This is a genomic window from Micromonospora chalcea (assembly GCF_002926165.1).
Classification (GTDB): domain Bacteria; phylum Actinomycetota; class Actinomycetes; order Mycobacteriales; family Micromonosporaceae; genus Micromonospora; species Micromonospora chalcea.
The window spans coordinates 1-25243 of the sequence record NZ_MAGP01000067.1 but is presented as its reverse complement, the minus strand read 5'-3'; the positions used below and the strand labels follow the sequence as shown (position 1 = coordinate 25243).

The 25243-nt window shown below is 71.5% G+C and carries 35 protein-coding genes; 18 read left to right on the top strand and 17 right to left on the bottom strand.

What is annotated here, in order from left to right:
* Complete coding sequence (locus BAW75_RS07145) at positions 1 to 885, bottom strand: ABC transporter ATP-binding protein (RefSeq protein ID WP_104113014.1); 885 nt, start codon at positions 883 to 885, stop codon at positions 1 to 3.
* A 109-nt stretch (positions 886 to 994) separates the two neighbouring features.
* Positions 995 to 1738 carry an SDR family NAD(P)-dependent oxidoreductase gene (locus BAW75_RS07140; RefSeq protein ID WP_104113015.1) on the bottom strand — a complete coding sequence of 248 codons (744 nt, stop codon included), beginning with the start codon at positions 1736 to 1738 and terminating at the stop codon, positions 995 to 997.
* 137 nt (positions 1739 to 1875) lie between these two features.
* Between BAW75_RS07140 and BAW75_RS07135 the strand changes: the two genes are divergently transcribed.
* The 3 genes from BAW75_RS07135 (at position 1876) to BAW75_RS07125 (ending at position 3426) form a co-directional block, all read left to right on the top strand.
* Complete coding sequence (locus BAW75_RS07135; RefSeq protein WP_104113016.1) at positions 1876 to 2727, top strand: alpha/beta hydrolase; 852 nt, start codon at positions 1876 to 1878, stop codon at positions 2725 to 2727.
* Between the two features lie 73 nt (positions 2728 to 2800).
* Complete coding sequence (locus BAW75_RS07130) at positions 2801 to 3010, top strand: type II toxin-antitoxin system VapB family antitoxin (RefSeq protein WP_043329142.1); 210 nt, start codon at positions 2801 to 2803, stop codon at positions 3008 to 3010.
* The gene (locus tag BAW75_RS07125) at positions 3007 to 3426 is read left to right on the top strand and encodes a PIN domain nuclease (protein ID WP_104113017.1); all 420 of its coding nucleotides are present in this window, start codon (positions 3007 to 3009) and stop codon (positions 3424 to 3426) included. The genes BAW75_RS07130 and BAW75_RS07125 overlap by 4 nt, the downstream gene beginning before the upstream one ends.
* Positions 3427 to 3439: 13 nt before the next feature.
* On the opposite strand, the gene BAW75_RS07120 is transcribed toward BAW75_RS07125, so the two are convergent.
* The 4 genes from BAW75_RS07120 to BAW75_RS07105 all read right to left on the bottom strand — a co-directional run bounded on the left by BAW75_RS07120 (position 3440) and on the right by BAW75_RS07105 (position 4762).
* Positions 3440 to 3850, bottom strand: a complete 411-nt coding sequence (locus tag BAW75_RS07120) for a type II toxin-antitoxin system VapC family toxin (RefSeq protein WP_043329139.1) — start codon at positions 3848 to 3850, stop codon at positions 3440 to 3442.
* A complete protein-coding gene (locus BAW75_RS07115) occupies positions 3847 to 4131 on the bottom strand; it encodes a hypothetical protein (protein ID WP_121685563.1) in 285 nt (94 codons plus the stop codon). Before BAW75_RS07115 ends, BAW75_RS07120 begins: the two co-directional genes overlap by 4 nt.
* A gap of 65 nt (positions 4132 to 4196) precedes the next feature.
* On the bottom strand, positions 4197 to 4451 hold the full coding sequence (locus BAW75_RS07110) for a hypothetical protein (RefSeq protein WP_043329135.1): 255 nt from the start codon (positions 4449 to 4451) through the stop codon (positions 4197 to 4199).
* Complete coding sequence (locus BAW75_RS07105) at positions 4448 to 4762, bottom strand: DivIVA domain-containing protein (protein WP_104113018.1); 315 nt, start codon at positions 4760 to 4762, stop codon at positions 4448 to 4450. Before BAW75_RS07105 ends, BAW75_RS07110 begins: the two co-directional genes overlap by 4 nt.
* A gap of 270 nt (positions 4763 to 5032) precedes the next feature.
* Between BAW75_RS07105 and BAW75_RS07100 the strand changes: the two genes are divergently transcribed.
* Positions 5033 to 5869 (top strand): helix-turn-helix domain-containing protein, encoded by an 837-nt coding sequence (locus tag BAW75_RS07100; protein WP_091421470.1) that lies wholly within the window; start codon positions 5033 to 5035, stop codon positions 5867 to 5869.
* Between the two features lie 37 nt (positions 5870 to 5906).
* Positions 5907 to 6089 carry a DUF397 domain-containing protein gene (locus BAW75_RS07095; protein WP_104113057.1) on the top strand — a complete coding sequence of 61 codons (183 nt, stop codon included), beginning with the start codon at positions 5907 to 5909 and terminating at the stop codon, positions 6087 to 6089.
* A 31-nt stretch (positions 6090 to 6120) separates the two neighbouring features.
* On the opposite strand, the gene BAW75_RS07090 is transcribed toward BAW75_RS07095, so the two are convergent.
* The gene (locus BAW75_RS07090; RefSeq protein ID WP_043329129.1) at positions 6121 to 6735 is read right to left on the bottom strand and encodes a DUF6082 family protein; all 615 of its coding nucleotides are present in this window, start codon (positions 6733 to 6735) and stop codon (positions 6121 to 6123) included.
* Between the two features lie 151 nt (positions 6736 to 6886).
* Here BAW75_RS07090 and BAW75_RS07085 point away from each other — a divergent pair, with 151 nt between their 5' ends.
* Positions 6887 to 8026, top strand: coding sequence for a site-2 protease family protein (locus BAW75_RS07085; protein ID WP_043329128.1), 1140 nt, complete (start codon positions 6887 to 6889; stop codon positions 8024 to 8026).
* Between the two features lies 1 nt (position 8027).
* On the opposite strand, the gene BAW75_RS07080 is transcribed toward BAW75_RS07085, so the two are convergent.
* Positions 8028 to 9254, bottom strand: coding sequence for an FAD-binding protein (locus BAW75_RS07080; protein WP_104113019.1), 1227 nt, complete (start codon positions 9252 to 9254; stop codon positions 8028 to 8030).
* Positions 9255 to 9321: 67 nt separating this feature from the next.
* Between BAW75_RS07080 and BAW75_RS07075 the strand changes: the two genes are divergently transcribed.
* A complete protein-coding gene (locus tag BAW75_RS07075) occupies positions 9322 to 9729 on the top strand; it encodes a hypothetical protein (protein ID WP_064448203.1) in 408 nt (135 codons plus the stop codon).
* 456 nt (positions 9730 to 10185) lie between these two features.
* On the opposite strand, the gene BAW75_RS07070 is transcribed toward BAW75_RS07075, so the two are convergent.
* Positions 10186 to 10593, bottom strand: a complete 408-nt coding sequence (locus tag BAW75_RS07070; RefSeq protein ID WP_064448203.1) for a hypothetical protein — start codon at positions 10591 to 10593, stop codon at positions 10186 to 10188.
* 67 nt (positions 10594 to 10660) lie between these two features.
* Here BAW75_RS07070 and BAW75_RS07065 point away from each other — a divergent pair, with 67 nt between their 5' ends.
* Positions 10661 to 11887, top strand: coding sequence for an FAD-binding protein (locus tag BAW75_RS07065; RefSeq protein ID WP_104113019.1), 1227 nt, complete (start codon positions 10661 to 10663; stop codon positions 11885 to 11887).
* A gap of 1 nt (position 11888) precedes the next feature.
* On the opposite strand, the gene BAW75_RS07060 is transcribed toward BAW75_RS07065, so the two are convergent.
* On the bottom strand, positions 11889 to 13028 hold the full coding sequence (locus BAW75_RS07060) for a site-2 protease family protein (RefSeq protein ID WP_043329128.1): 1140 nt from the start codon (positions 13026 to 13028) through the stop codon (positions 11889 to 11891).
* A gap of 151 nt (positions 13029 to 13179) precedes the next feature.
* Here BAW75_RS07060 and BAW75_RS07055 point away from each other — a divergent pair, with 151 nt between their 5' ends.
* Entirely contained in the window at positions 13180 to 13794 is a 615-nt protein-coding gene (locus BAW75_RS07055) for a DUF6082 family protein (protein WP_043329129.1), read from the top strand.
* A gap of 31 nt (positions 13795 to 13825) precedes the next feature.
* Here the strand turns inward: BAW75_RS07055 and BAW75_RS07050 are convergent, their stop codons facing one another.
* Positions 13826 to 14008, bottom strand: a complete 183-nt coding sequence (locus BAW75_RS07050) for a DUF397 domain-containing protein (RefSeq protein ID WP_104113057.1) — start codon at positions 14006 to 14008, stop codon at positions 13826 to 13828.
* Positions 14009 to 14045: 37 nt separating this feature from the next.
* Positions 14046 to 14882, bottom strand: coding sequence for a helix-turn-helix domain-containing protein (locus BAW75_RS07045; RefSeq protein WP_091421470.1), 837 nt, complete (start codon positions 14880 to 14882; stop codon positions 14046 to 14048).
* Positions 14883 to 15152: 270 nt separating this feature from the next.
* Between BAW75_RS07045 and BAW75_RS07040 the strand changes: the two genes are divergently transcribed.
* The 4 genes from BAW75_RS07040 (at position 15153) to BAW75_RS07025 (ending at position 16475) form a co-directional block, all read left to right on the top strand.
* Positions 15153 to 15467 (top strand): DivIVA domain-containing protein, encoded by a 315-nt coding sequence (locus BAW75_RS07040; protein ID WP_104113018.1) that lies wholly within the window; start codon positions 15153 to 15155, stop codon positions 15465 to 15467.
* Positions 15464 to 15718 carry a hypothetical protein gene (locus BAW75_RS07035; protein WP_043329135.1) on the top strand — a complete coding sequence of 85 codons (255 nt, stop codon included), beginning with the start codon at positions 15464 to 15466 and terminating at the stop codon, positions 15716 to 15718. The genes BAW75_RS07040 and BAW75_RS07035 overlap by 4 nt, the downstream gene beginning before the upstream one ends.
* Before the next feature lie 65 nt (positions 15719 to 15783).
* Complete coding sequence (locus BAW75_RS07030; protein WP_121685563.1) at positions 15784 to 16068, top strand: hypothetical protein; 285 nt, start codon at positions 15784 to 15786, stop codon at positions 16066 to 16068.
* Positions 16065 to 16475 (top strand): type II toxin-antitoxin system VapC family toxin, encoded by a 411-nt coding sequence (locus BAW75_RS07025; RefSeq protein ID WP_043329139.1) that lies wholly within the window; start codon positions 16065 to 16067, stop codon positions 16473 to 16475. Before BAW75_RS07030 ends, BAW75_RS07025 begins: the two co-directional genes overlap by 4 nt.
* Positions 16476 to 16488: 13 nt before the next feature.
* On the opposite strand, the gene BAW75_RS07020 is transcribed toward BAW75_RS07025, so the two are convergent.
* The 3 genes from BAW75_RS07020 to BAW75_RS07010 form a co-directional block, all read right to left on the bottom strand.
* Positions 16489 to 16908 (bottom strand): PIN domain nuclease, encoded by a 420-nt coding sequence (locus BAW75_RS07020; RefSeq protein ID WP_104113017.1) that lies wholly within the window; start codon positions 16906 to 16908, stop codon positions 16489 to 16491.
* Positions 16905 to 17114 carry a type II toxin-antitoxin system VapB family antitoxin gene (locus BAW75_RS07015; protein WP_043329142.1) on the bottom strand — a complete coding sequence of 70 codons (210 nt, stop codon included), beginning with the start codon at positions 17112 to 17114 and terminating at the stop codon, positions 16905 to 16907. Before BAW75_RS07015 ends, BAW75_RS07020 begins: the two co-directional genes overlap by 4 nt.
* A gap of 73 nt (positions 17115 to 17187) precedes the next feature.
* Positions 17188 to 18039: an alpha/beta hydrolase gene (locus tag BAW75_RS07010; protein ID WP_104113016.1), complete on the bottom strand. Its 852-nt coding sequence runs from the start codon at positions 18037 to 18039 to the stop codon at positions 17188 to 17190.
* A 137-nt stretch (positions 18040 to 18176) separates the two neighbouring features.
* On the opposite strand from BAW75_RS07010, the gene BAW75_RS07005 reads away from it, so the two are divergent.
* The 5 genes from BAW75_RS07005 (at position 18177) to BAW75_RS06985 (ending at position 22524) form a co-directional block, all read left to right on the top strand.
* Positions 18177 to 18920: an SDR family NAD(P)-dependent oxidoreductase gene (locus BAW75_RS07005; RefSeq protein WP_104113015.1), complete on the top strand. Its 744-nt coding sequence runs from the start codon at positions 18177 to 18179 to the stop codon at positions 18918 to 18920.
* Between the two features lie 109 nt (positions 18921 to 19029).
* Positions 19030 to 19914 carry an ABC transporter ATP-binding protein gene (locus BAW75_RS07000; RefSeq protein ID WP_104113014.1) on the top strand — a complete coding sequence of 295 codons (885 nt, stop codon included), beginning with the start codon at positions 19030 to 19032 and terminating at the stop codon, positions 19912 to 19914.
* Between the two features lie 16 nt (positions 19915 to 19930).
* A complete protein-coding gene (locus tag BAW75_RS06995) occupies positions 19931 to 20728 on the top strand; it encodes an ABC transporter permease (protein ID WP_104113013.1) in 798 nt (265 codons plus the stop codon).
* Positions 20729 to 20749: 21 nt separating this feature from the next.
* Positions 20750 to 21907, top strand: coding sequence for a sensor histidine kinase (locus BAW75_RS06990; protein ID WP_146074808.1), 1158 nt, complete (start codon positions 20750 to 20752; stop codon positions 21905 to 21907).
* The gene (locus tag BAW75_RS06985; RefSeq protein ID WP_043329150.1) at positions 21904 to 22524 is read left to right on the top strand and encodes a response regulator transcription factor; all 621 of its coding nucleotides are present in this window, start codon (positions 21904 to 21906) and stop codon (positions 22522 to 22524) included. Before BAW75_RS06990 ends, BAW75_RS06985 begins: the two co-directional genes overlap by 4 nt.
* A 6-nt stretch (positions 22525 to 22530) precedes the next feature.
* On the opposite strand, the gene BAW75_RS06980 is transcribed toward BAW75_RS06985, so the two are convergent.
* A complete protein-coding gene (locus BAW75_RS06980) occupies positions 22531 to 23421 on the bottom strand; it encodes a L,D-transpeptidase (protein WP_104113011.1) in 891 nt (296 codons plus the stop codon).
* A 73-nt stretch (positions 23422 to 23494) separates the two neighbouring features.
* Positions 23495 to 24940, bottom strand: a complete 1446-nt coding sequence (locus BAW75_RS06975; RefSeq protein WP_104113010.1) for an alpha-amylase — start codon at positions 24938 to 24940, stop codon at positions 23495 to 23497.
* Positions 24941 to 25243 lie beyond the last annotated feature (303 nt).

Below are 25243 nucleotides of genomic sequence, written 5' to 3'. Positions count from 1 at the left end.
TCAGGCGGTCAGGGTGAGGAAGGCGTCCTCGAGGTTGCGTGAGGTGATCTCCACGTCCCGGGCGTCCGTGCGGGTCAGCAGGTGCCGGGCGACCACATCGGAGTCCCCGGTGTGCACGAGGACCGCGTCGCCGCGTACCTCGACCGAGCGGACGCCCGGCAGCGCGGCGAGCGCGGCCTGGTCGGCGCCGGGCTGCGTCGCCCGCACCACCCGCCCGGCGGCCAGGTTCTTGATCTCGGCGGTGGTGCCGTCGGCGACCACGCGGCCCTGGCGGATCAGCACGATCCGGTCCGCGTACGCGTCGGCTTCGTCCAGGTAGTGGGTGGCGAACAGGACGGTCCGGCCGGAGCGGGCGTCGGCCCGGATCGCCTGCCAGAAGTCGCGCCGGCCCTCGACGTCCATGCCGGTGGTCGGCTCGTCCAGCACCATCAGGTCCGGGTCGGGCAGCAACGCGAGCGCGAACCGCAGGCGCTGCTGCTGACCGCCCGAGCACTTGCCCACCGCCCGGTCGGCGATCCCGGCGATGCCGGCGCGCTCCAGCACCTCCGCCACCGGCCGGGTGTGGCCGTAGAAGTGCGCGGTCATCCGTACCGTCTCGGCGACGGTGAGGTCCTTGAGCAGGCCGCCGGTCTGCATCACGGCGGCGACCCGGCCGTGCCGGACGGCGTCGGCCGGCTCGCCGCCGAAGAGGCGGACGGTGCCGGCGTCCGGGCGGGCCAGCCCGAGCAGCATGTCGACGGTGGTGGTCTTGCCGGCGCCGTTGGGGCCGAGGAACGCCACCACCTCACCGGGGGCGATCCGCAGGTCGAGCCCGTCGACGGCGGTCACCGGGCCGAAGGTCTTGGTGAGTCCGGCCAGGTCCACGGCCGGTGCGGAATCGGTCATGTCCCGATGCTCCGGCGTGCGGTGTCCGGTTCCCCGGAGCGGCAGTCACCTTCCGGCCGTGACATTTGTCAGGCGGTCACGCCGCCGACGCCGGACGCTCTGGGGCCGATCAGGCCGTCGCGCCGCCGTCGATCGCGATCGACGCGCCGGTGATGTGCCGTCCGCCGGCGCCCACCAGGTGACTGACAGTCGCCGCAACGTCGTCCGGGGTCGCGTACCGGCCGAGGGCGATGTGCGACCGCTGCCCGTCCGCGCCCGCGCTGTCCGCCGGGTTCATGTCGGTGTCGGTCGAGCCGGGCAGGATCAGGTTGACGGTGATCCCACGCGGACCGAGTTCGCGGGCGAGCGCCCGGGTCAGCCCGTTCACGGCGCTCTTGGTCATCGCGTACGCGCTCACCCCCGGTGCCGGGACGCGGCTGGCGAAGCTGCTGCCGATGTTGACGATCCGTCCACCGGTGCCCATGTGGGGTACCGCCGCCTGGGTGGCGAGGTAGACCCCGCGTACGTTCACCGCGATCGCCCGGTCCAGCGCGTCGAGGCTGACCGACTCGATCGGCCCACCCGCGAACACGCCGGCGTTGTTGACCAGGATGTCCAGCCGCCCCAACTCGGCGACGGTCCGGTCCACTGCACCGATCACGGCCGTCGCGTCGGCGCTGTCCGCGTTGATCGCCAGGCCGGTCCGCCCGTACGCCTCGATCTCGGCCACCACGGACTTCGCGCTGTCCTGCGCGGTGCGGTAGGTGAACGCGACGTGGATGCCGTCCTCGGCCAGCCGGCGCGCGACGGCGGCGCCGATACCCCGGCTCCCGCCCGTCACCAGGGCGACCCTGTCGGCAAGTCTGACCGTCATGTCGTCATCCTGACAGTCGACTCAGGACGCTGATCATCCGGGTCAGCCGTCAATTCCTGTCCGGCCGGTCAGGCAGGATTGCCGGCACCCAGTCCGGGTACGCGCGGGCCGTCCAGCGGCGAAACGGGGAGGCGGACATGAGCGCACCGACGGGACGGGTCGACACGATCGTGCTCATCCACGGGCTCTGGATGACCTCGCGGAGCTGGGAGCACTGGGCGCAGCGGTACTCAGCGCGCGGCTTCCAGGTGCTCACGCCCGCCTGGCCCGGGATGGACCGCGAGGTGGAGGAGCTGCGGGCCGACCCGGCCCCGATCGCCGCGCAGCGCATCGCCGACATCGCCGACCACTACGCGGCGATCATCAGGGACCTGCCGCGCCCGCCGATCATCATGGGCCACTCGTTCGGCGGCCTGATCGCCCAGTTGCTGGCGGACCGCCGCCTCGGCGCCGCGGTGGTCGCCGTGCACCCCGCGCCGGTACGGGGTGTGCTCAAGCTGCCGCCCAGCACGCTTCGCTCCGGGTATTCGATCCTGCACAACCCGGCCAACCGGCACCGCGCCGTGCCGTTCACGCCGGAGGACTTCCGGTACGCCTTCGGCAACACCATCAGCCAGCAGGAGTCCGACGCCGCCTGGGAGCGGTACGCCGTACCGGGCGCCGGGCACGTGCTGTTCGAGGCCGCGTTCGCCAACCTGGACCCGAACTCCGCCACCGAGATCGACAAGAAGCGCAGCGACCGCGCCCCGCTGCTGATCACCGCGGGCGGCGAGGACCACGTGGTGCCCGCGACCTTGGCCAGCTCGATCGCCAACCTCTACCGGAGTTCGACGGCGCTCACCGGCTACCGGGAGTTCCCCGGCCGGTCGCACTTCGTCGGCGGCGAACCGGGCTGGGAGGAGGAGGCGGACTACGCGCTGGAGTGGGCGGTCGAGGCGGCGAACGAGTATTCCCCGACAGTGGTCGCCGAGGCCCCGCGACGGCGTTGACCCACGGAGATATCAAGATCAGCAAAAATTGATATCATCACCTCGTTTCGAGTGCTCGGACGAGGAGGCGCACGTGTCCCGGACCATCCTTGACGTCGACGACGACCTCCTGGCCGAGGCCGCCGAGATCCTCGGCACCGGCACCAAGAAGGCCACCGTCAACGCGGCGCTGCAGGAAGTGGTCAACCGGGAGAAGCGCCGGGAGTTCGCCGACTGGCTCAAGAGCGGCGGCCTGCCGGACCTCACCGACCCGCAGCAGGCGTCGAAGCCCGAAGCGGCATGACGCGGGAGCGCTACCTTCTCGACAAGTCGGCGCTGGCCAGATGGCCGAAGCCCGCCGTGGCACCCATCCTGGACGAGTTGTCCGAGCGCGGCCTGCTGGCGGTCTGCGGGGCGGTCGAGATCGAGGTGGTGCACAGCGCCCGCTCGGCCAAGGACGCGCAGCGCGCTCGATGGCTGCTTCGCGGCTTCGACTGGCTCGCCATGCCGGACGACATCTGGGATCGTGCGATCGACGTCCAGGTGCAGGCGCTGCACAAGGGCAACCACCGCGCGCTTTCGATGGCCGACCTGCTGATCGCCGCCACCGCCGAACGGCATGGCGCAACAGTCCTGCACTACGACGGTGACTTCGACCTGATCACCGCGATCACCGGCCAGCCGACGACGTGGGTCGTCCCGGCCGGAAAGGCCGACTGACCGACTACGGTCCTCATTCCCAGGAGTCGGAGATGTCGAGGACCTCGAGGTCGGGCGGGGCCGCCGCCGCTACCGTCCCGACGTCCCGTGTGACCAGGTAGCACCGGTAGAGCACGGCGGTGGCGATCGCGTGGGCCACGTCGAGCGGCACCTTGCGGCTCGCCGCGATCCGGGCCACCCGCCGGCTGGTCGGACCGTCGTATACCGCGATCCGGATGTCCCGGTCCGTGTCGAGGAGCAGGTCGAGCAGATCGGCGGCCGGAGTACCCGCTACCTGAAGCTGCGCCTGCCCCAGGCAGAGCGCCGGGATCCACACCTCCTGCTCGGGATCCTCCTGCGCGAGGGTCAGCAGCGCACCCGGCTCGACGCTGTCCCCAGCGGCGTACGCGAGCAGTGCGGACGTGTCCAGGACGAGCCCGTTCACGCGGCAGCCGCCCCGTCACCGTCCCCGAACTGGCGTAGCCACTCCATGTTCCGATCGTGTTGCTCGTCGGTGATCGGCGGCTGTTGTGCCAGCCTCCGGCGAGCCCGCTCGACGTCCTCGTCGGTCACCACATAGCCGTGCTCAGCCCATCGGGCACGCAGACCGTCCGCTCGCATCTTCCGCCGGAGCACGTCGGCGATGAAGCCGGACGTCGTGCCCTGCGACCGCTCGACGTACTCGGCCACGTCGTCGGGCAGGCTGATCGTGATGCGCCGCGTCATACTCTCACCATAGCTCATGCATACTCCGCTTTCGGTGCGGCACGCGGTGCCGGTCGAGCGGGTGCTCATCGCGGCCGGAACCGCCGGGAGCACTCACCGTCGTGTCCGGGCCGGAGCAGACACCGCTGCCCGCCGGACAGCAACAGGTCACAGAACACCCAGTGGCGGACGTTCTGGTCGTCCTCCGCCGAGACCGTGGTGCCGCCGGGCTCGGTCTGCGGCAGGACGTGCGACCAGTGCGCCACCACCCGGGCCAGCCGCTGAGCGGAGAGCAGGTCGTTGACGACGACCGGCAGGTGGATCACCCAGCGCTCGGTCACCTGTCGCACCCCCGTTCGTTGCGGGCCCGGGCCTGCTCCGACTGCCAGCGACGCAGCGCGTTCTTGATCCGGTCGGTCTCCCGGCGGCTCTGCGCCAACGCGTCGTAAACGGTGGCCAGGTCACCGGCGACGCGGTCGAGGAACTCCCGCACCTCCTGCGGGTCGAGCCCACGCCGGCCCAGCTGGGTCGTCCGGAAGCTCCGCTCACGGACCTGCCACGGACGCAAGGGCTGATAGGTGGACGAGCGGTAGCAGGTCGATCCGAGGACCGACCGCCGGCGACGCCGGACACGCCGGAGGAAGACGCGCATGACAGAACCTGCCCCTCACCGTCGAGATCGAACCGTGGAAGGGCGGGCCCACCGGCCCGCCCCGCACCGGCGGACCCACCCCGGCACCTGCCACCGCAGCCTTCGACCAGCAGTACGTCAGCAGGGCACAACGCGTGGCCCAGGTCGACACCCGATGACCCAGCCGATCCGGCCACTCACTCATCGTGCAGTGGACCGCCCCCTTTGCGCAACTCCCGATTCGGGATGATGTCATTGCGAAGCTCGTCCGCTTCCGCCACACTGACCGGCATGACTGGAAGCCCGACCGTCCGACGTCGACGCCTGGCCGCTGCCCTCCGTCGCCTCCGTGAGCAGACCGGCATGACCGCCGACCAGGCCGCCAAGGAGGTGGGGATCTCGAAGTCGGCGATCAGCCGCATCGAGAACGCCCAGGTGTCCGTCATGCCGCCGGTCGCCCGTGGACTTCTTGAGCTGTACGGGGTGGAAGGCGACGAGGTGGACGCACTCGTCCAGGTCGCCCGCGATGCCCGCAAGCGCGGCTGGTGGCAGGCGTACGACGACGTGCTGCCGGACTGGTTCGAGGTCTACGTCGGGCTGGAGGCCGAGGCGGCCGAGATCCGCACCTTCCAGCCGCAACTGATTCCGGGTCTACTCCAGACCGCCGACTACGCCCGCGCGGTCATCCGCGCCGAGCACCCGGACGCCCCGACCGACGAGGTGGACCGGCGGGTCGAGTTGCGCATGCGCCGTCAGGACACCGAAACTCCGCCGAAGCTCTGGGTGGTGCTGGACGAAGCCGCACTACGGCGCCCGGTCGGCGGCGCGGAGCTGTTCGCGGCGCAGTTGCGGCGACTGGCCGAGGAGGCGGACCGGCCCGGCCGCACCATCCAGATCCTGACCTTCGGCGCGGGCGAGTACGGGTCGATGGGCAGCGCCTTCAGCGTGCTGACCTTCCCCGAGCCGGCCGATCCGGGGGTCGTCTACGTCGAGACCCGCGCGGGTAGCCTCTATCTCGAAGGCCAACAGGTGAGGGAGTACAGCCGCGTCTTCGAGCACCTGGTCGCCACGGCGGCCGGCGCCCGGGAGTCGCGCGACCTCATCCTGGGGGCGATCGACGAGCTATGAGAGGACGGCGCGGGTGGAAGAGGCCAACCAGGCGACGATGACCTGGCGCAAGAGCACCCGTAGCAACGGTTCCGGCGACTGCGTCGAGGTCGCCGACAACCTGCCCGGCGTGGTCGGGCTACGCGACAGCAAGGACCCGCGAGGTCCTATCCTCGCCTTCGACCCGGCAGCCTGGTCGACCTTCGTCGCGGGCGTCAAGCACGAGACGTTCCGGAACTGAACGCGGCAGGCATCGCCTGCGCACCCTGACCCTACGATCCAATGCCCGAAGCCTCCGTGCTTCGTAGCTTCGCCAGGGCGCGCAGGTACTCGTCCTCTACAATCCGGTCGAACGCTGCTGGCTGCGCCCCCGCGTGCACGACCTTCCGCGTAAGCCGCGCCTGCTCCCAGAACCTCAAGCCGATCTCGGTGGCGAAGATGTCAGCCGCCAGCAGTCCTCGCAACTGGCTCTCAGGCATCCCGCCCAGTTGCCAGGTCGTGGCCCAGAAGTTGAGGATCAGATTGATGTAGGCCCGCTGCCTCCGCCGTTCAGGGGCAGGGTCCTGGGTCAGCGACCCCCAGCACTCCATCAGCACGGCATCATCTATGGCCATCTTCAGCAACAAGGCATGCTGGTCACGTTGCGCGTATTCCAATGCGATGCGGGCCTGCCTGTTTTGACTGATGGTGGTGGCGACCACACCCACGAGAGCCAGCGCGGACAGAAGCATGGAGACCGAGCCGTAGGCTTGGCCGATATTCGCCAAGCGCTCCCAGTCGGTACTCGGATCGAAGGCGTAGTCGATCAGGGGCGGGGAGAGCAGCAGCGCAAGCCCTCCCAAGAAGACCAACAACGCCCAGACGGCTACGCCGCGAACACTCCTCATCTACGCAAGGCTAGTTCTCCCATCAAAGTTGATCAATCGAACGCGCCGCCACCTGGCACCCCGATCCTCCTGGCTCTGCACCCACCGCAGAACCGGCACGCCGTGCGGCAGGTTCTGGTGTGCGGGTGGGTCCGCCGGGTATGACGGAAACATGAGGGCGAGTTTCCGTCTGGGTCGGATCGCCGGCGTACCGGTCGGCGTCAACTGGAGTGTCCTGGTCATCTTCGTGCTGATCGCGTGGGCGCTGTCGGCGAGCCTGTTCCCCGCCTCGTACCCCGGTCACTCCCCCGTCGCCTACTTCGCGGCCGGCCTGGCCGCCGCCGTGGTCTTCTTCGTTGGTCTGCTCGCCCACGAGGTGGCGCACGCGGTCGTCGCCAAGCGCAACGGCATCGAGGTCGAGGGCATCACGCTCTGGCTGTTCGGCGGTGTCGCCGAGCTGAAGGGCGAGGCGAAGGACCCGGGCGCCGAGCTGCGGATCGCCGGGGTCGGGCCGCTGGTCAGCCTGATCATCGGCGTGTTCTTCGCGGCGATCGCGGTGGCGGTGGCCGCCGCGGGCGGGCACGGGCTGCTGCTCGGCGCGCTGGCCTGGCTGGCGGGCATCAACGTACTGCTGGCGATCTTCAACGTGCTGCCGGCCGCCCCGCTGGACGGCGGGCGGCTGCTGCGCGCGGCGGTGTGGAAGTTCACCGGCGACCGAACCAAGGCGTCGGTGGTGGCGGCCCGCGCGGGCTGGGTGCTCGGCGTCGTGCTGATCGGGCTCGGGCTGTGGCGGTTCTTCACCGGCGCGGGGTTCGGCGGGTTGTGGCTGGCGCTGATCGGCTGGTTCCTGCTCGGTGCCGCCGGCCAGGAGGAACGCGCCGCCCGGATGGGCGACGCGCTGCGCGGCATCCGGGTCGGCGACGTGATGACGCCGCAGCCGCAGACCGCGTCCGGCGACCTCACAGTGGCCGACTTCGTCGACCACTACCTTTTCGCGTACCGGCACTCCGCGCTCCCACTGACCGTCGACGGCAGGCCGGTCGGTCTGGTCACGCTCGATCGGGTACGCGGCATCGCGGCGGACCGCCGTGCGTCGACCACGCTGGCCGAGGTGTCCTGCCGGGCCGACGAGCTGGTGCTCGCCCGCCCGGACGAGCAGCTCACCGACCTGCTGCCCCGGCTCAACGAGTGCACCGACGGCCGCGCCCTCGTGGTGGTCGACAACCAGCTTGTCGGCATCGTCTCACCCAGCGACATCAGCCGCGCGGTGCAGCGCGGCAGCCTGCGCCAGCAGATGCCGGCCGGACGCTGAGTCAGTCCCGGGGGAAGTAACGGTCCATCTCGGCGGTGCGGAACTTCCCCTTCGGGTCGAACTCGCGCAGCGGCGCGGCGAAGTCGGCGTGGCGGGGGTACGCGGCGGCGGGATCGCGCTCGAACAGCTTGCCCCAGTGCGGGCGCGGCGCGAACGGGGCGAGCCGTTCCTCCACCTCGGCCAGCACCGGCGCGACAGCGACCGGATCGCCGATCCAGGTGAAGTGCAGCGCCAGCGAGTCGCGCCGGAAGTTCGGGCTCAGCCACAGCTCGTCGGCGGCGACCGTACGCAGCTCGCAGATCTGGAGCACGGCGGCGATGCGGTCGGCGACCGGGTCGAGCGCGGCGAGCGCCGCCGTCGCGTCGGCCCGGGCCACGTGCCACTCCGACTGCAGCTCGTCGCCGCTACTGGGGGTGAAGCCGAGCCGGAAGTGCGGCAGCCGCTCGTGCCACGGCCCCGGCTCGCCGAGCTGAGCGGTGCAGTGCTCCGGCGACATGCCGGGCACCGGGTGCCGGGGCGAGTCGGCGGCCACCGTGTCCAGCCAGTCGGCGGGCGGCGGGGCCTCGTCGGCGTACTGCTTCACCCACACCTGGTCGAAGCGCTCCGAGCGCCACGAGGTGAAGACGCTGACGCTGTACGCGGCGTCGAGCGCCTCGTCCAGGGCGGCGCGGGGCAGGCCCAGACGGACGTGCTGCCGGATCTCGTACGTGGGCACCACGTCGAGCGTGAGCCGGGTGACCACGCCCGGCGCGCCCAGGTTGACCACCAGCCCGGCGAACCGTGGGTCGGTCCGGTCGACGGTGATCAGATCGCCGTCGGCGGTGACGAGTTCCAGCGCGGCGACGGCGGCGGCCAGGTTGCGGTTCCGCGCGCCGGAGCCGTGGGTGGCGGTGGCGACCGAGCCGGCCACCGAGATGTGCGGCAGCGACGCGAGGTTCGCCAGCGCGTACCCCTGGGCCTGGAGCGCGGTGGCCAGGTCGCCGTAGCGGACGCCGGCCGCGACGGTGACGGCGCCGCGGTCGGGGTCGAGCGCGACGGCGGGCGGCAGGCCGTCCAGCGCGATCTGGGTGCCGGTGGTGTCGCCGAGCCGGTTGAACGAGTGGCCGGTGCCGACGGCCCGGACCAGGTCGGCCTCCGCGACCAGCCGCCGCAGTTCGTCGGTCGAGGTCGGCCGCGATCGGGTACGCGCCGACCAGCTGACGTTTCCGGCCCAGTTCGTGTCCGTCATGCGCGCCATCATCCGCCATCATGCGCCGACAGGGTTGCCCCGGCCACTCGGCGGGAATCCTGGCGGGATGAGCAGCTACCGCGACCCGAGCCTCCGCGGCGACGTGTACCCGTCGGAGGAGGAGATCGACCCGACCGGCGTGGACCCCGACGCTGCGGAGATGCCGCCCGCCGGTGTGGGACCCGCCGGTGTGGGTGTGACGCCCGCCGCGACCGCCCCGGTTCCGGGGCCCACGCCGGAGCCCGAGCCCGCGCCGGTGCCCCACCCGGGGCCGCCGCCGCGCCAGGGGGCGGGCCGGTCGATCGTGACCCGGCACCTGGACGGCTCCGTCGAGGTGGTCACGGATCTGGACGGCGACGGTGTGGCCGACGTGGTGCAGATCGACCTGGACGGCGACGGCGTACCCGACGTGACGTACCTGGACAGCGACCGCGACGGCCGCCTCGACACGGTCCGCCGCGCCACAACAAGCTGACCCGCCCGCCGCCCACGCGACTCGGCGACGATCTTGGAGTTCTGGCGTCCACACCGCCGTTGATCATGCGGTTGCCGCCCCGACAAGAGCCGTAAATCCGGCACCGGAAGGGCCGCAACCGCAAGATCGCGGGGTTTGTGGGGGGCGGCGCGGGAGTGCCTCCCGTAACGCGAGATTGTTGTTCCGCAAGGTGGGACCGCTGGAGATCTTGGTACGAAAGGGCCCCTATAGGGGCCCTTTCGTACCAAGATCTCCAGCGGTCCCACCTTGCGGAACAACAATCTCGCGTTACGGGAGGCACTCCCGCGCCGCCCCCCACAAACCCCGCGATCTTGCGGTTGCGGCCCTTCCGGTGCCGGATTTACGGCTCTTGTCGGGGCGGCAACCGCATGATCAACGGCGGTGTGGACGCCAGAACTCCAAGATCGTCGCCGAGTCGCGTGGGCGGCGGGCGGGTCAGCTTGTTGTGGCGCGGCGGACCGTGTCGAGGCGGCCGTCGCGGTCGCTGTCCAGGTACGTCACGTCGGGTACGCCGTCGCCGTCCAGGTCGATCTGCACCACGTCGGCCACACCGTCGCCGTCCAGATCCGTGACCACCTCGACGGAGCCGTCCAGGTGCCGGGTCACGATCGACCGGCCCGCCCCCTGGCGCGGCGGCGGCCCCGGGTGGGGCACCGGCGCGGGCTCGGGCTCCGGCGTGGGCCCCGGAACCGGGGCGGTCGCGGCGGGCGTCACACCCACACCGGCGGGTCCCACACCGGCGGGCGGCATCTCCGCAGCGTCGGGGTCCACGCCGGTCGGGTCGATCTCCTCCTCCGACGGGTACACGTCGCCGCGGAGGCTCGGGTCGCGGTAGCTGCTCATCCCGCCAGGATTCCCGCCGAGTGGCCGGGGCAACCCTGTCGGCGCATGATGGCGGATGATGGCGCGCATGACGGACACGAACTGGGCCGGAAACGTCAGCTGGTCGGCGCGTACCCGATCGCGGCCGACCTCGACCGACGAACTGCGGCGGCTGGTCGCGGAGGCCGACCTGGTCCGGGCCGTCGGCACCGGCCACTCGTTCAACCGGCTCGGCGACACCACCGGCACCCAGATCGCGCTGGACGGCCTGCCGCCCGCCGTCGCGCTCGACCCCGACCGCGGCGCCGTCACCGTCGCGGCCGGCGTCCGCTACGGCGACCTGGCCACCGCGCTCCAGGCCCAGGGGTACGCGCTGGCGAACCTCGCGTCGCTGCCGCACATCTCGGTGGCCGGCTCGGTCGCCACCGCCACCCACGGCTCCGGCGCGCGGAACCGCAACCTGGCCGCCGCCGTCGCCGCGCTGGAACTCGTCACCGCCGACGGCGATCTGATCACCGTCGACCGGACCGACCCACGGTTCGCCGGGCTGGTGGTCAACCTGGGCGCGCCGGGCGTGGTCACCCGGCTCACGCTCGACGTGGTGCCCACGTACGAGATCCGGCAGCACGTCCGTCTGGGCCTGCCCCGCGCCGCCCTGGACGAGGCGCTCGACGCCGCGTACAGCGTCAGCGTCTTCACCTCGTGGCGCTCGGAGCGCTTCGACCAGGTGTGGGTGAAGCAGTACGCCGACGAGGCCCCGCCGCCCGCCGACTGGCTGGACACGGTGGCCGCCGACTCGCCCCGGCACCCGGTGCCCGGCATGTCGCCGGAGCACTGCACCGCTCAGCTCGGCGAGCCGGGGCCGTGGCACGAGCGGCTGCCGCACTTCCGGCTCGGCTTCACCCCCAGTAGCGGCGACGAGCTGCAGTCGGAGTGGCACGTGGCCCGGGCCGACGCGACGGCGGCGCTCGCCGCGCTCGACCCGGTCGCCGACCGCATCGCCGCCGTGCTCCAGATCTGCGAGCTGCGTACGGTCGCCGCCGACGAGCTGTGGCTGAGCCCGAACTTCCGGCGCGACTCGCTGGCGCTGCACTTCACCTGGATCGGCGATCCGGTCGCTGTCGCGCCGGTGCTGGCCGAGGTGGAGGAACGGCTCGCCCCGTTCGCGCCGCGCCCGCACTGGGGCAAGCTGTTCGAGCGCGATCCCGCCGCCGCGTACCCCCGCCACGCCGACTTCGCCGCGCCGCTGCGCGAGTTCGACCCGAAGGGGAAGTTCCGCACCGCCGAGATGGACCGTTACTTCCCCCGGGACTGACTCAGCGTCCGGCCGGCATCTGCTGGCGCAGGCTGCCGCGCTGCACCGCGCGGCTGATGTCGCTGGGTGAGACGATGCCGACAAGCTGGTTGTCGACCACCACGAGGGCGCGGCCGTCGGTGCACTCGTTGAGCCGGGGCAGCAGGTCGGTGAGCTGCTCGTCCGGGCGGGCGAGCACCAGCTCGTCGGCCCGGCAGGACACCTCGGCCAGCGTGGTCGACGCACGGCGGTCCGCCGCGATGCCGCGTACCCGATCGAGCGTGACCAGACCGACCGGCCTGCCGTCGACGGTCAGTGGGAGCGCGGAGTGCCGGTACGCGAAAAGGTAGTGGTCGACGAAGTCGGCCACTGTGAGGTCGCCGGACGCGGTCTGCGGCTGCGGCGTCATCACGTCGCCGACCCGGATGCCGCGCAGCGCGTCGCCCATCCGGGCGGCGCGTTCCTCCTGGCCGGCGGCACCGAGCAGGAACCAGCCGATCAGCGCCAGCCACAACCCGCCGAACCCCGCGCCGGTGAAGAACCGCCACAGCCCGAGCCCGATCAGCACGACGCCGAGCACCCAGCCCGCGCGGGCCGCCACCACCGACGCCTTGGTTCGGTCGCCGGTGAACTTCCACACCGCCGCGCGCAGCAGCCGCCCGCCGTCCAGCGGGGCGGCCGGCAGCACGTTGAAGATCGCCAGCAGTACGTTGATGCCCGCCAGCCAGGCCAGCGCGCCGAGCAGCAGCCCGTGCCCGCCCGCGGCGGCCACCGCCACCGCGATCGCCGCGAAGAACACGCCGATGATCAGGCTGACCAGCGGCCCGACCCCGGCGATCCGCAGCTCGGCGCCCGGGTCCTTCGCCTCGCCCTTCAGCTCGGCGACACCGCCGAACAGCCAGAGCGTGATGCCCTCGACCTCGATGCCGTTGCGCTTGGCGACGACCGCGTGCGCCACCTCGTGGGCGAGCAGACCAACGAAGAAGACCACGGCGGCGGCCAGGCCGGCCGCGAAGTAGGCGACGGGGGAGTGACCGGGGTACGAGGCGGGGAACAGGCTCGCCGACAGCGCCCACGCGATCAGCACGAAGATGACCAGGACACTCCAGTTGACGCCGACCGGTACGCCGGCGATCCGACCCAGACGGAAACTCGCCCTCATGTTTCCGTCATACCCGGCGGACCCACCCGCACACCAGAACCTGCCGCACGGCGTGCCGGTTCTGCGGTGGGTGCAGAGCCAGGAGGATCGGGGTGCCAGGTGGCGGCGCGTTCGATTGATCAACTTTGATGGGAGAACTAGCCTTGCGTAGATGAGGAGTGTTCGCGGCGTAGCCGTCTGGGCGTTGTTGGTCTTCTTGGGAGGGCTTGCGCTGCTGCTCTCCCCGCCCCTGATCGACTACGCCTTCGATCCGAGTACCGACTGGGAGCGCTTGGCGAATATCGGCCAAGCCTACGGCTCGGTCTCCATGCTTCTGTCCGCGCTGGCTCTCGTGGGTGTGGTCGCCACCACCATCAGTCAAAACAGGCAGGCCCGCATCGCATTGGAATACGCGCAACGTGACCAGCATGCCTTGTTGCTGAAGATGGCCATAGATGATGCCGTGCTGATGGAGTGCTGGGGGTCGCTGACCCAGGACCCTGCCCCTGAACGGCGGAGGCAGCGGGCCTACATCAATCTGATCCTCAACTTCTGGGCCACGACCTGGCAACTGGGCGGGATGCCTGAGAGCCAGTTGCGAGGACTGCTGGCGGCTGACATCTTCGCCACCGAGATCGGCTTGAGGTTCTGGGAGCAGGCGCGGCTTACGCGGAAGGTCGTGCACGCGGGGGCGCAGCCAGCAGCGTTCGACCGGATTGTAGAGGACGAGTACCTGCGCGCCCTGGCGAAGCTACGAAGCACGGAGGCTTCGGGCATTGGATCGTAGGGTCAGGGTGCGCAGGCGATGCCTGCCGCGTTCAGTTCCGGAACGTCTCGTGCTTGACGCCCGCGACGAAGGTCGACCAGGCTGCCGGGTCGAAGGCGAGGATAGGACCTCGCGGGTCCTTGCTGTCGCGTAGCCCGACCACGCCGGGCAGGTTGTCGGCGACCTCGACGCAGTCGCCGGAACCGTTGCTACGGGTGCTCTTGCGCCAGGTCATCGTCGCCTGGTTGGCCTCTTCCACCCGCGCCGTCCTCTCATAGCTCGTCGATCGCCCCCAGGATGAGGTCGCGCGACTCCCGGGCGCCGGCCGCCGTGGCGACCAGGTGCTCGAAGACGCGGCTGTACTCCCTCACCTGTTGGCCTTCGAGATAGAGGCTACCCGCGCGGGTCTCGACGTAGACGACCCCCGGATCGGCCGGCTCGGGGAAGGTCAGCACGCTGAAGGCGCTGCCCATCGACCCGTACTCGCCCGCGCCGAAGGTCAGGATCTGGATGGTGCGGCCGGGCCGGTCCGCCTCCTCGGCCAGTCGCCGCAACTGCGCCGCGAACAGCTCCGCGCCGCCGACCGGGCGCCGTAGTGCGGCTTCGTCCAGCACCACCCAGAGCTTCGGCGGAGTTTCGGTGTCCTGACGGCGCATGCGCAACTCGACCCGCCGGTCCACCTCGTCGGTCGGGGCGTCCGGGTGCTCGGCGCGGATGACCGCGCGGGCGTAGTCGGCGGTCTGGAGTAGACCCGGAATCAGTTGCGGCTGGAAGGTGCGGATCTCGGCCGCCTCGGCCTCCAGCCCGACGTAGACCTCGAACCAGTCCGGCAGCACGTCGTCGTACGCCTGCCACCAGCCGCGCTTGCGGGCATCGCGGGCGACCTGGACGAGTGCGTCCACCTCGTCGCCTTCCACCCCGTACAGCTCAAGAAGTCCACGGGCGACCGGCGGCATGACGGACACCTGGGCGTTCTCGATGCGGCTGATCGCCGACTTCGAGATCCCCACCTCCTTGGCGGCCTGGTCGGCGGTCATGCCGGTCTGCTCACGGAGGCGACGGAGGGCAGCGGCCAGGCGTCGACGTCGGACGGTCGGGCTTCCAGTCATGCCGGTCAGTGTGGCGGAAGCGGACGAGCTTCGCAATGACATCATCCCGAATCGGGAGTTGCGCAAAGGGGGCGGTCCACTGCACGATGAGTGAGTGGCCGGATCGGCTGGGTCATCGGGTGTCGACCTGGGCCACGCGTTGTGCCCTGCTGACGTACTGCTGGTCGAAGGCTGCGGTGGCAGGTGCCGGGGTGGGTCCGCCGGTGCGGGGCGGGCCGGTGGGCCCGCCCTTCCACGGTTCGATCTCGACGGTGAGGGGCAGGTTCTGTCATGCGCGTCTTCCTCCGGCGTGTCCGGCGTCGCCGGCGGTCGGTCCTCGGATCGACCTGCTACCGCTCGTCCACCTATCAGCCCTTGCGTCCGTGGCAGGTCCGTGAGCGGAGCTTCCGGACGACCCAGCTGGGCCGGCGTGGGCTCGACCCGCAGGAGGTGCGGGAGTTCCTCGACCGCGTCGCCGGTGACCTGGCCACCGTTTACGACGCGTTGGCGCAGAGCCGCCGGGAGACCGACCGGATCAAGAACGCGCTGCGTCGCTGGCAGTCGGAGCAGGCCCGGGCCCGCAACGAACGGGGGTGCGACAGGTGACCGAGCGCTGGGTGATCCACCTGCCGGTCGTCGTCAACGACCTGCTCTCCGCTCAGCGGCTGGCCCGGGTGGTGGCGCACTGGTCGCACGTCCTGCCGCAGACCGAGCCCGGCGGCACCACGGTCTCGGCGGAGGACGACCAGAACGTCCGCCACTGGGTGTTCTGTGACCTGTTGCTGTCCGGCGGGCAGCGGTGTCTGCTCCGGCCCGGACACGACGGTGAGTGCTCCCGGCGGTTCCGGCCGCGATGAGCACCCGCTCGACCGGCACCGCGTGCCGCACCGAAAGCGGAGTATGCATGAGCTATGGTGAGAGTATGACGCGGCGCATCACGATCAGCCTGCCCGACGACGTGGCCGAGTACGTCGAGCGGTCGCAGGGCACGACGTCCGGCTTCATCGCCGACGTGCTCCGGCGGAAGATGCGAGCGGACGGTCTGCGTGCCCGATGGGCTGAGCACGGCTATGTGGTGACCGACGAGGACGTCGAGCGGGCTCGCCGGAGGCTGGCACAACAGCCGCCGATCACCGACGAGCAACACGATCGGAACATGGAGTGGCTACGCCAGTTCGGGGACGGTGACGGGGCGGCTGCCGCGTGAACGGGCTCGTCCTGGACACGTCCGCACTGCTCGCGTACGCCGCTGGGGACAGCGTCGAGCCGGGTGCGCTGCTGACCCTCGCGCAGGAGGATCCCGAGCAGGAGGTGTGGATCCCGGCGCTCTGCCTGGGGCAGGCGCAGCTTCAGGTAGCGGGTACTCCGGCCGCCGATCTGCTCGACCTGCTCCTCGACACGGACCGGGACATCCGGATCGCGGTATACGACGGTCCGACCAGCCGGCGGGTGGCCCGGATCGCGGCGAGCCGCAAGGTGCCGCTCGACGTGGCCCACGCGATCGCCACCGCCGTGCTCTACCGGTGCTACCTGGTCACACGGGACGTCGGGACGGTAGCGGCGGCGGCCCCGCCCGACCTCGAGGTCCTCGACATCTCCGACTCCTGGGAATGAGGACCGTAGTCGGTCAGTCGGCCTTTCCGGCCGGGACGACCCACGTCGTCGGCTGGCCGGTGATCGCGGTGATCAGGTCGAAGTCACCGTCGTAGTGCAGGACTGTTGCGCCATGCCGTTCGGCGGTGGCGGCGATCAGCAGGTCGGCCATCGAAAGCGCGCGGTGGTTGCCCTTGTGCAGCGCCTGCACCTGGACGTCGATCGCACGATCCCAGATGTCGTCCGGCATGGCGAGCCAGTCGAAGCCGCGAAGCAGCCATCGAGCGCGCTGCGCGTCCTTGGCCGAGCGGGCGCTGTGCACCACCTCGATCTCGACCGCCCCGCAGACCGCCAGCAGGCCGCGCTCGGACAACTCGTCCAGGATGGGTGCCACGGCGGGCTTCGGCCATCTGGCCAGCGCCGACTTGTCGAGAAGGTAGCGCTCCCGCGTCATGCCGCTTCGGGCTTCGACGCCTGCTGCGGGTCGGTGAGGTCCGGCAGGCCGCCGCTCTTGAGCCAGTCGGCGAACTCCCGGCGCTTCTCCCGGTTGACCACTTCCTGCAGCGCCGCGTTGACGGTGGCCTTCTTGGTGCCGGTGCCGAGGATCTCGGCGGCCTCGGCCAGGAGGTCGTCGTCGACGTCAAGGATGGTCCGGGACACGTGCGCCTCCTCGTCCGAGCACTCGAAACGAGGTGATGATATCAATTTTTGCTGATCTTGATATCTCCGTGGGTCAACGCCGTCGCGGGGCCTCGGCGACCACTGTCGGGGAATACTCGTTCGCCGCCTCGACCGCCCACTCCAGCGCGTAGTCCGCCTCCTCCTCCCAGCCCGGTTCGCCGCCGACGAAGTGCGACCGGCCGGGGAACTCCCGGTAGCCGGTGAGCGCCGTCGAACTCCGGTAGAGGTTGGCGATCGAGCTGGCCAAGGTCGCGGGCACCACGTGGTCCTCGCCGCCCGCGGTGATCAGCAGCGGGGCGCGGTCGCTGCGCTTCTTGTCGATCTCGGTGGCGGAGTTCGGGTCCAGGTTGGCGAACGCGGCCTCGAACAGCACGTGCCCGGCGCCCGGTACGGCGTACCGCTCCCAGGCGGCGTCGGACTCCTGCTGGCTGATGGTGTTGCCGAAGGCGTACCGGAAGTCCTCCGGCGTGAACGGCACGGCGCGGTGCCGGTTGGCCGGGTTGTGCAGGATCGAATACCCGGAGCGAAGCGTGCTGGGCGGCAGCTTGAGCACACCCCGTACCGGCGCGGGGTGCACGGCGACCACCGCGGCGCCGAGGCGGCGGTCCGCCAGCAACTGGGCGATCAGGCCGCCGAACGAGTGGCCCATGATGATCGGCGGGCGCGGCAGGTCCCTGATGATCGCCGCGTAGTGGTCGGCGATGTCGGCGATGCGCTGCGCGGCGATCGGGGCCGGGTCGGCCCGCAGCTCCTCCACCTCGCGGTCCATCCCGGGCCAGGCGGGCGTGAGCACCTGGAAGCCGCGCGCTGAGTACCGCTGCGCCCAGTGCTCCCAGCTCCGCGAGGTCATCCAGAGCCCGTGGATGAGCACGATCGTGTCGACCCGTCCCGTCGGTGCGCTCATGTCCGCCTCCCCGTTTCGCCGCTGGACGGCCCGCGCGTACCCGGACTGGGTGCCGGCAATCCTGCCTGACCGGCCGGACAGGAATTGACGGCTGACCCGGATGATCAGCGTCCTGAGTCGACTGTCAGGATGACGACATGACGGTCAGACTTGCCGACAGGGTCGCCCTGGTGACGGGCGGGAGCCGGGGTATCGGCGCCGCCGTCGCGCGCCGGCTGGCCGAGGACGGCATCCACGTCGCGTTCACCTACCGCACCGCGCAGGACAGCGCGAAGTCCGTGGTGGCCGAGATCGAGGCGTACGGGCGGACCGGCCTGGCGATCAACGCGGACAGCGCCGACGCGACGGCCGTGATCGGTGCAGTGGACCGGACCGTCGCCGAGTTGGGGCGGCTGGACATCCTGGTCAACAACGCCGGCGTGTTCGCGGGTGGGCCGATCGAGTCGGTCAGCCTCGACGCGCTGGACCGGGCGATCGCGGTGAACGTACGCGGGGTCTACCTCGCCACCCAGGCGGCGGTACCCCACATGGGCACCGGTGGACGGATCGTCAACATCGGCAGCAGCTTCGCCAGCCGCGTCCCGGCACCGGGGGTGAGCGCGTACGCGATGACCAAGAGCGCCGTGAACGGGCTGACCCGGGCGCTCGCCCGCGAACTCGGTCCGCGTGGGATCACCGTCAACCTGATCCTGCCCGGCTCGACCGACACCGACATGAACCCGGCGGACAGCGCGGGCGCGGACGGGCAGCGGTCGCACATCGCCCTCGGCCGGTACGCGACCCCGGACGACGTTGCGGCGACTGTCAGTCACCTGGTGGGCGCCGGCGGACGGCACATCACCGGCGCGTCGATCGCGATCGACGGCGGCGCGACGGCCTGATCGGCCCCAGAGCGTCCGGCGTCGGCGGCGTGACCGCCTGACAAATGTCACGGCCGGAAGGTGACTGCCGCTCCGGGGAACCGGACACCGCACGCCGGAGCATCGGGACATGACCGATTCCGCACCGGCCGTGGACCTGGCCGGACTCACCAAGACCTTCGGCCCGGTGACCGCCGTCGACGGGCTCGACCTGCGGATCGCCCCCGGTGAGGTGGTGGCGTTCCTCGGCCCCAACGGCGCCGGCAAGACCACCACCGTCGACATGCTGCTCGGGCTGGCCCGCCCGGACGCCGGCACCGTCCGCCTCTTCGGCGGCGAGCCGGCCGACGCCGTCCGGCACGGCCGGGTCGCCGCCGTGATGCAGACCGGCGGCCTGCTCAAGGACCTCACCGTCGCCGAGACGGTACGGATGACCGCGCACTTCTACGGCCACACCCGGCCGGTGGCGGAGGTGCTGGAGCGCGCCGGCATCGCCGGGATCGCCGACCGGGCGGTGGGCAAGTGCTCGGGCGGTCAGCAGCAGCGCCTGCGGTTCGCGCTCGCGTTGCTGCCCGACCCGGACCTGATGGTGCTGGACGAGCCGACCACCGGCATGGACGTCGAGGGCCGGCGCGACTTCTGGCAGGCGATCCGGGCCGACGCCCGCTCCGGCCGGACCGTCCTGTTCGCCACCCACTACCTGGACGAAGCCGACGCGTACGCGGACCGGATCGTGCTGATCCGCCAGGGCCGCGTGGTCGCCGACGGCACCACCGCCGAGATCAAGAACCTGGCCGCCGGGCGGGTGGTGCGGGCGACGCAGCCCGGCGCCGACCAGGCCGCGCTCGCCGCGCTGCCGGGCGTCCGCTCGGTCGAGGTACGCGGCGACGCGGTCCTCGTGCACACCGGGGACTCCGATGTGGTCGCCCGGCACCTGCTGACCCGCACGGACGCCCGGGACGTGGAGATCACCTCACGCAACCTCGAGGACGCCTTCCTCACCCTGACCGCCTGAACCGGGGAGCCTCGCCATGACCGCCACGACCTCGTCCACCACCACCCGCGCCGTCGACCGCCGGCCGCCAATGCTCGGCGGGTTCTGCGCGCCGGTGCTCGCCATCGAGATACGCCGGGTGCTGCGCAACCGCCGTACGCTGCTGTTCATCCTGGTCATGCCGGCCGTGTTCTTCCTGCTGTTCGGGCTGCCCACGCGCGGGGAGAACCTGGACAACGGGCTGCCGGTCACCGGCTGGATCATGATCAGCCTGGCCGTGTACGCGGCCATGGTCGCCACCACCAGCGCCGGCGCGGCCGTCGCCACCGAACGCGCGCTGGGCTGGAGCCGGCAACTGCGGCTCACTCCGCTGCGCCCGGCCGCGTACGTGGCGACGAAGGTGGCCACCGCGATGGTGCTCGGCCTGCTCGGCGTACTCGTGGAGTTCGCCGTCGGCGCGGCCTCCGGAGTCCGGCTGCCGGCCCACGTCTGGGTCGAGTCCGGCCTGACCGCCTGGGTCGGCGCGCTCGTGTTCGCCGCGTTCGGGCTGTTCGTCGGCTACCTCGCCCCGGCCGAGAACGTCATGCAGTTCGTGGGCCCGGCGCTGGCGATCCTGGCCATGCTGGGCGGCCTGTTCGTCCCGCTGGAGCTGCTGCCCGACGTGATGCGGCAGATCGCCAAGTTCACCCCGGTGTACGGGGTCGGTCAGCTCGCCCGCGCGCCGCTGACCGGCACCGGGGTGGACTGGGCGGCGGTGGCGAACGTGACCGCCTGGACCGTGTTCTTCGGCCTCGGCGCGGCCCGGCTGTTCCGCCGGGACACCACCCGTGTCTGAGCGGGGTCTAGCGTGGTCGGCGTGACGTCGCCGCCCGGTCCGGCCCGGCCGGTGAACCGCCACTGGCGGTTCACCGGCTGGCTGCTGGCGGCGGTCTGGCTGTTCTTCCTCAACATCCCGCTCGGCACCGCACTGCACCAGCCCCAACTGTGGCGGCGGCTGGTCGGGATCGCCGCGCTCGTCGCCATCGCCGTGGCGTACGTGCTGATCTTCGAATGGGCCCGGGGCCGACGGCAGCGCCATCGGCCGGTGCCGCCCGGCCGGGCCCGGCTGCTGATCGCCGTGCTGCTCGCGCTCGGGCTGGCCGGGATCCCCGGCACCGGCGGCGACTGGCTGACCACACTGGTCTTCGTCGGGGCAGCCGCAGTGTTCCTGCTGCCGTCGGCAGAGGCGCTGGTCGTGGTGGTGCTGGCCGCGGCGGCGCCGCCGGTGACCGCGCGTCTGGTGCCCGGCTGGGAGCACGAGAGCACGCTCGTCTTCGCGGTGCTGCTCGCCTCGTTCGCGATGTTCGGGGTGAGCCGGCTGGCCCAGCGCAACGGCGAACTCCAGGCCGCGCAGCAGGAGATCCGCCGACTGGCGGTGGCCGAGGAACGCGCCCGCGCCGCCCGGGACCTGCACGACATCCTCGGGCACTCGCTCACCGTGGTGGCGGTCAAGGCCGAACTGGCCGGCCGGCTGCTGGAGCTGGACCCGGCCCGCGCCGCCCCCGAGGTCGCCGACATCGAGCGGCTGGCCCGGGAGGCGCTGGCGGACGTGCGGAGCACCGTCGGGGCGTACCGCGGGGTGGATCTGGCCTCCGAACTGGCCGGCGCGCGGTCGGCGCTGACCGCCGCGGGCGTCGTCGCGGAGCTGCCGGAGTCGGTGCCGCCGCTGCCGGCGGACCGCGACGAGCTGTTCGGCTGGGCGGTCCGCGAGGGGGTGACGAACGTGGTGCGGCACAGCGGCGCCCGCCACTGCGTCATCCGGGTGGAACCGTCGGCGGTGGAGGTACGCGACGACGGCCGGGGCCCGGCGGACCAGCATGGCCCGGCCGGGCACGGGCTGGCCGGGCTGCGGGAGCGGGCCCGGCGGCTGGACGCGACGGTGACGGTGACGGTGGCGCGGCCGGACGACGGGCGTGGCTTCCTGCTCCGGGTGACGGTGCCCGCGGCGGATCCGGACGGAGGGACGCGCCCGTGACCGAGCCGATCAGGCTGCTGCTCGCCGACGACCAGGCGCTAGTCCGGGGCGCGCTCGCAGCGCTGCTGTCGCTGGAGCCGGACCTGACTGTGGTGGCCGAGGTGAGCCGCGGCGACGAGGTGGTGCCGGAGGCGCTGCGCACCGGCCCGGACGTGGCGCTGCTCGACGTGGAGATGCCGGGCCTGGACGGGGTGGCCGCCACCGCCGCGCTGCGGGCCGCGCTGCCGTCCTGCCGGGTGCTCGTGGTGACCACGTTCGGGCGTCCCGGCTACCTCCGCCGGGCGATGGAGGCGGGTGCGAACGGCTTCGTGGTCAAGGACACCCCGGCCCGGCAGCTCGCCGACGCGGTCCGCCGGGTGCACGCCGGGCTGCGGGTGGTCGACCCGGCGCTCGCCGCCGAGACGCTCGCCACCGGGCCGAGCCCGCTCACCGAGCGGGAGACCGAGGTGCTGCGTACGGCGCGCGGCGGCGGCACGGTGGCCGAGCTGGCGGCGACGTTGCACCTGTCCGAGGGGACCGTACGCAATCATCTTTCCGCAGCCATCGGCAAGACCGGCGCCCGCAACCGGGCCGACGCGGTGCGGGTGGCCGAGGCCAACGGCTGGCTGCTGGGCTGAGCCCGGTCAGGGCAGGCGGTCCACCACGACGAAGGCGGTGCCCGGCTCGACCTCGGTCAGCAGCAGGCGCTGGGCGCTGCGCGTCAGCCGGATGCAGCCGTTCGTGACGTTCTTGCCGAGCGTGTCGTCGTTGTGCCAGCTGTGCAGTCCGATGTGCGCGCCGCGCAGCCCGGTCGGCACCGCCTCCGGGTCGTCCGGGATCGCGCCGAGGGCGAAGATGTCGACGCCGCCGTAGACGGCCTCCGGAGGCGGGGTGCGGCCCAGCACGAACGTGCGGCCCAGCGGGGTGAGCTGCCCGGACATGCCGAGGCTGACCGGCCAGGTGCGCATCGCGCGCCCGTCCCGGCTCCAGGTGAGGCGGTGGGTGCGCCGTTCCACCACGATCTGGTCGCGCAGCGCCACCGTGGTCCAGCCGCCCGAGGGCAGCCAGGCGGTGGTGCGGTTGGCCGACGGGAGCAGCACGGCGGTCCAGCCGGAGCGGCGTTCGACGATCGGCACGGTGAGCCGTGCGCCGTTGATGGTCGGCGCGAGGAAGGCCAGCGGACGGCCGCCCGGCGCGTCGTACGCGGCCACGTTGCGGTTCGGGCGCAGCCCTTCGCCGAGCTGGCGGGTGTCGGCCGGATCCGGGTCGGGCGGGAAGCCGCGCGGCGCCGGGTCGTAGGTGATCACCGGCAGGTCGTCCGGCGGGCGCGCGGCGGGCGGCACCGACTCGTACGGCGACGGGCTCGGCGCGGCGGTCGTGCTCGTGGGCGCGGCGACGACCGGCGTTGACGGCCGCGCGGGCGTGACGGTGAGCGCGCGGCCGACCAGCAGCGCGGTGACGAGCAGCAGCGGTACGGCGAGCGCGGCGATCAGCCAGCCGGGAGGTCGGCGCGCGGCAAACCGGTCGAACAGCACGAAACTGACTGTAACCGACCGGAAGCCCCCGTACCCGGTACTACGGGTACGGGGGCTTCGCGGCCCGGGTGGCTCAGCTGAGCTTCGCGCCGATGTGGATGGCGATCGCGTCGTGCGCGGGGACGTTCGCGGCGAACCAGCCGGACGAGTCCACCGTGATCACCGGACCGCTGCACGAGCCGTTGCTGAACGTGCCGTGGACGACGTCGCAGTAGCGGCCGGCCGGCAGCCCGGTGTAGTACGAGCGGCCGTTCACCGCGCTGCCCTCGTCGTTGATCGTCAGGTAGCCCTTGCCGGTACGGCTGAACGCGATGTGCTGGTAGCCGTTGTCGTACCAGTTGGAGACCCCGGCGCCCTCGGTGGCGTTGCGGAAGCCGACCATGTTGGCGATGACCGGCCAGCGGTGCTCGCACTCCCAGCCCGAGTAGCAGGTGACGTTGGTGATCCGGTTGCTGCCGTCGGCGGGCGGGCCCTGGTCCCGGCCGCTGTAGGTGAAGCTCGACATCACCGCCGGGGTGCCGTACGGCCACGCCAGCATGAACGCGTTGGCCAGCGCGTACGTGCCGCGGTCGCGGTAGGTGAGCACGCCGCCCTCGCGCTGGGTGTCGTGGTTGTCGGTGAAGACCACCGCCTTCGCGCTCGACAGGTAGCCCCAGGACTCACCGAAGTTCTTCAGGTACGCCAGCCGCTCGTTGTTGAACATCCGGGCCAGGTCCTTGCCGTACCGGAACTCGTGCACGTCACCGTTGCCGGTGTACTCGGTCGGCTGGATCGGCTCGCCCGCGCCGTAGATGACCTCCTGCACCAGGTACGCGCTGCGGTTCAGCTTGGCCTTGATCGCGGCGATGTCGGCGGCCGGCATGTGCTTGCTGCCGTCCAGGCGGAACCCGTCGACGCCGAGGGAGAGCAGGTCGTTGAGGTACGCGGCGAGCCGGCCGCGCACGTACTCCGACTCGGTCTTGAGGTCGGCGAGGTTGACCAGCTCGCAGTTCTGCACCTCGTACCGGTCGTTGTAGTTGGCGATGTCGTTGTTGCCGTTGCGCCCGCAGTAGTGGAAGTCCTGCGCCGAGTAGATGCCGGGATAGTTGTAGTGGCCGTACGACGAGCCGGCCCACCCGGTGCCGCCGTTCTCCTGCCCGGACATGTGGTTGACCACGGCGTCGACGATCACCTTCACGCCCGCCGCGTGGCACGTGTTCACCATGGACTGGAACTGCGCGCGCGTGCCCTTGCGGGACTCGATCCGGTAGCTGACCGGCTGGTACGACACCCACCACGGGCTGCTGTTGACGTGCTCCTGGGGCGGGGACACCTGCACGTAGCCGTAGCCCTTCGGGCCCAGTGTGCTGGTGCACTCGGTGGCCACCGACGTCCAGTTCCACTCGAAGAGCTGGACGATGACCTTCTTGGCGCCCGGGGTGGCGGCGGTGGCCGGGGGAGCCGCCGCCGTGATCGGGACGAGCAGGCTGGCGGCCAGGCCCAGGGCGAGCGCCGCGGCGCGGAATCGGCGTCGATGCATCAGGACTCCTGCGGGGGTGCGGGGGATGCGGGGGAGTGGAGCCTGTCTCAGTGCTGGCTTCTTGCAGCCCGCGCTGAAATTTTGCGGCAAGGTTACGAGAATGTTGCAAGGACTGTCAACGCATGGGCATTCGTCGTTGCGTCAGGCGCTACACGCGCGTCCGGACCGGACGGTTCGAAAAACCGGCCGAGAAATTCGCCACCGGAGGTGATCCGTCCGCGCCGTCGCTCCGTACCTGAGTGGGGAGCAGGGTCGGCCGGTGGGGGCGCCGCCGCGAGACGATCGAGGAGCAGATGGCCCGGG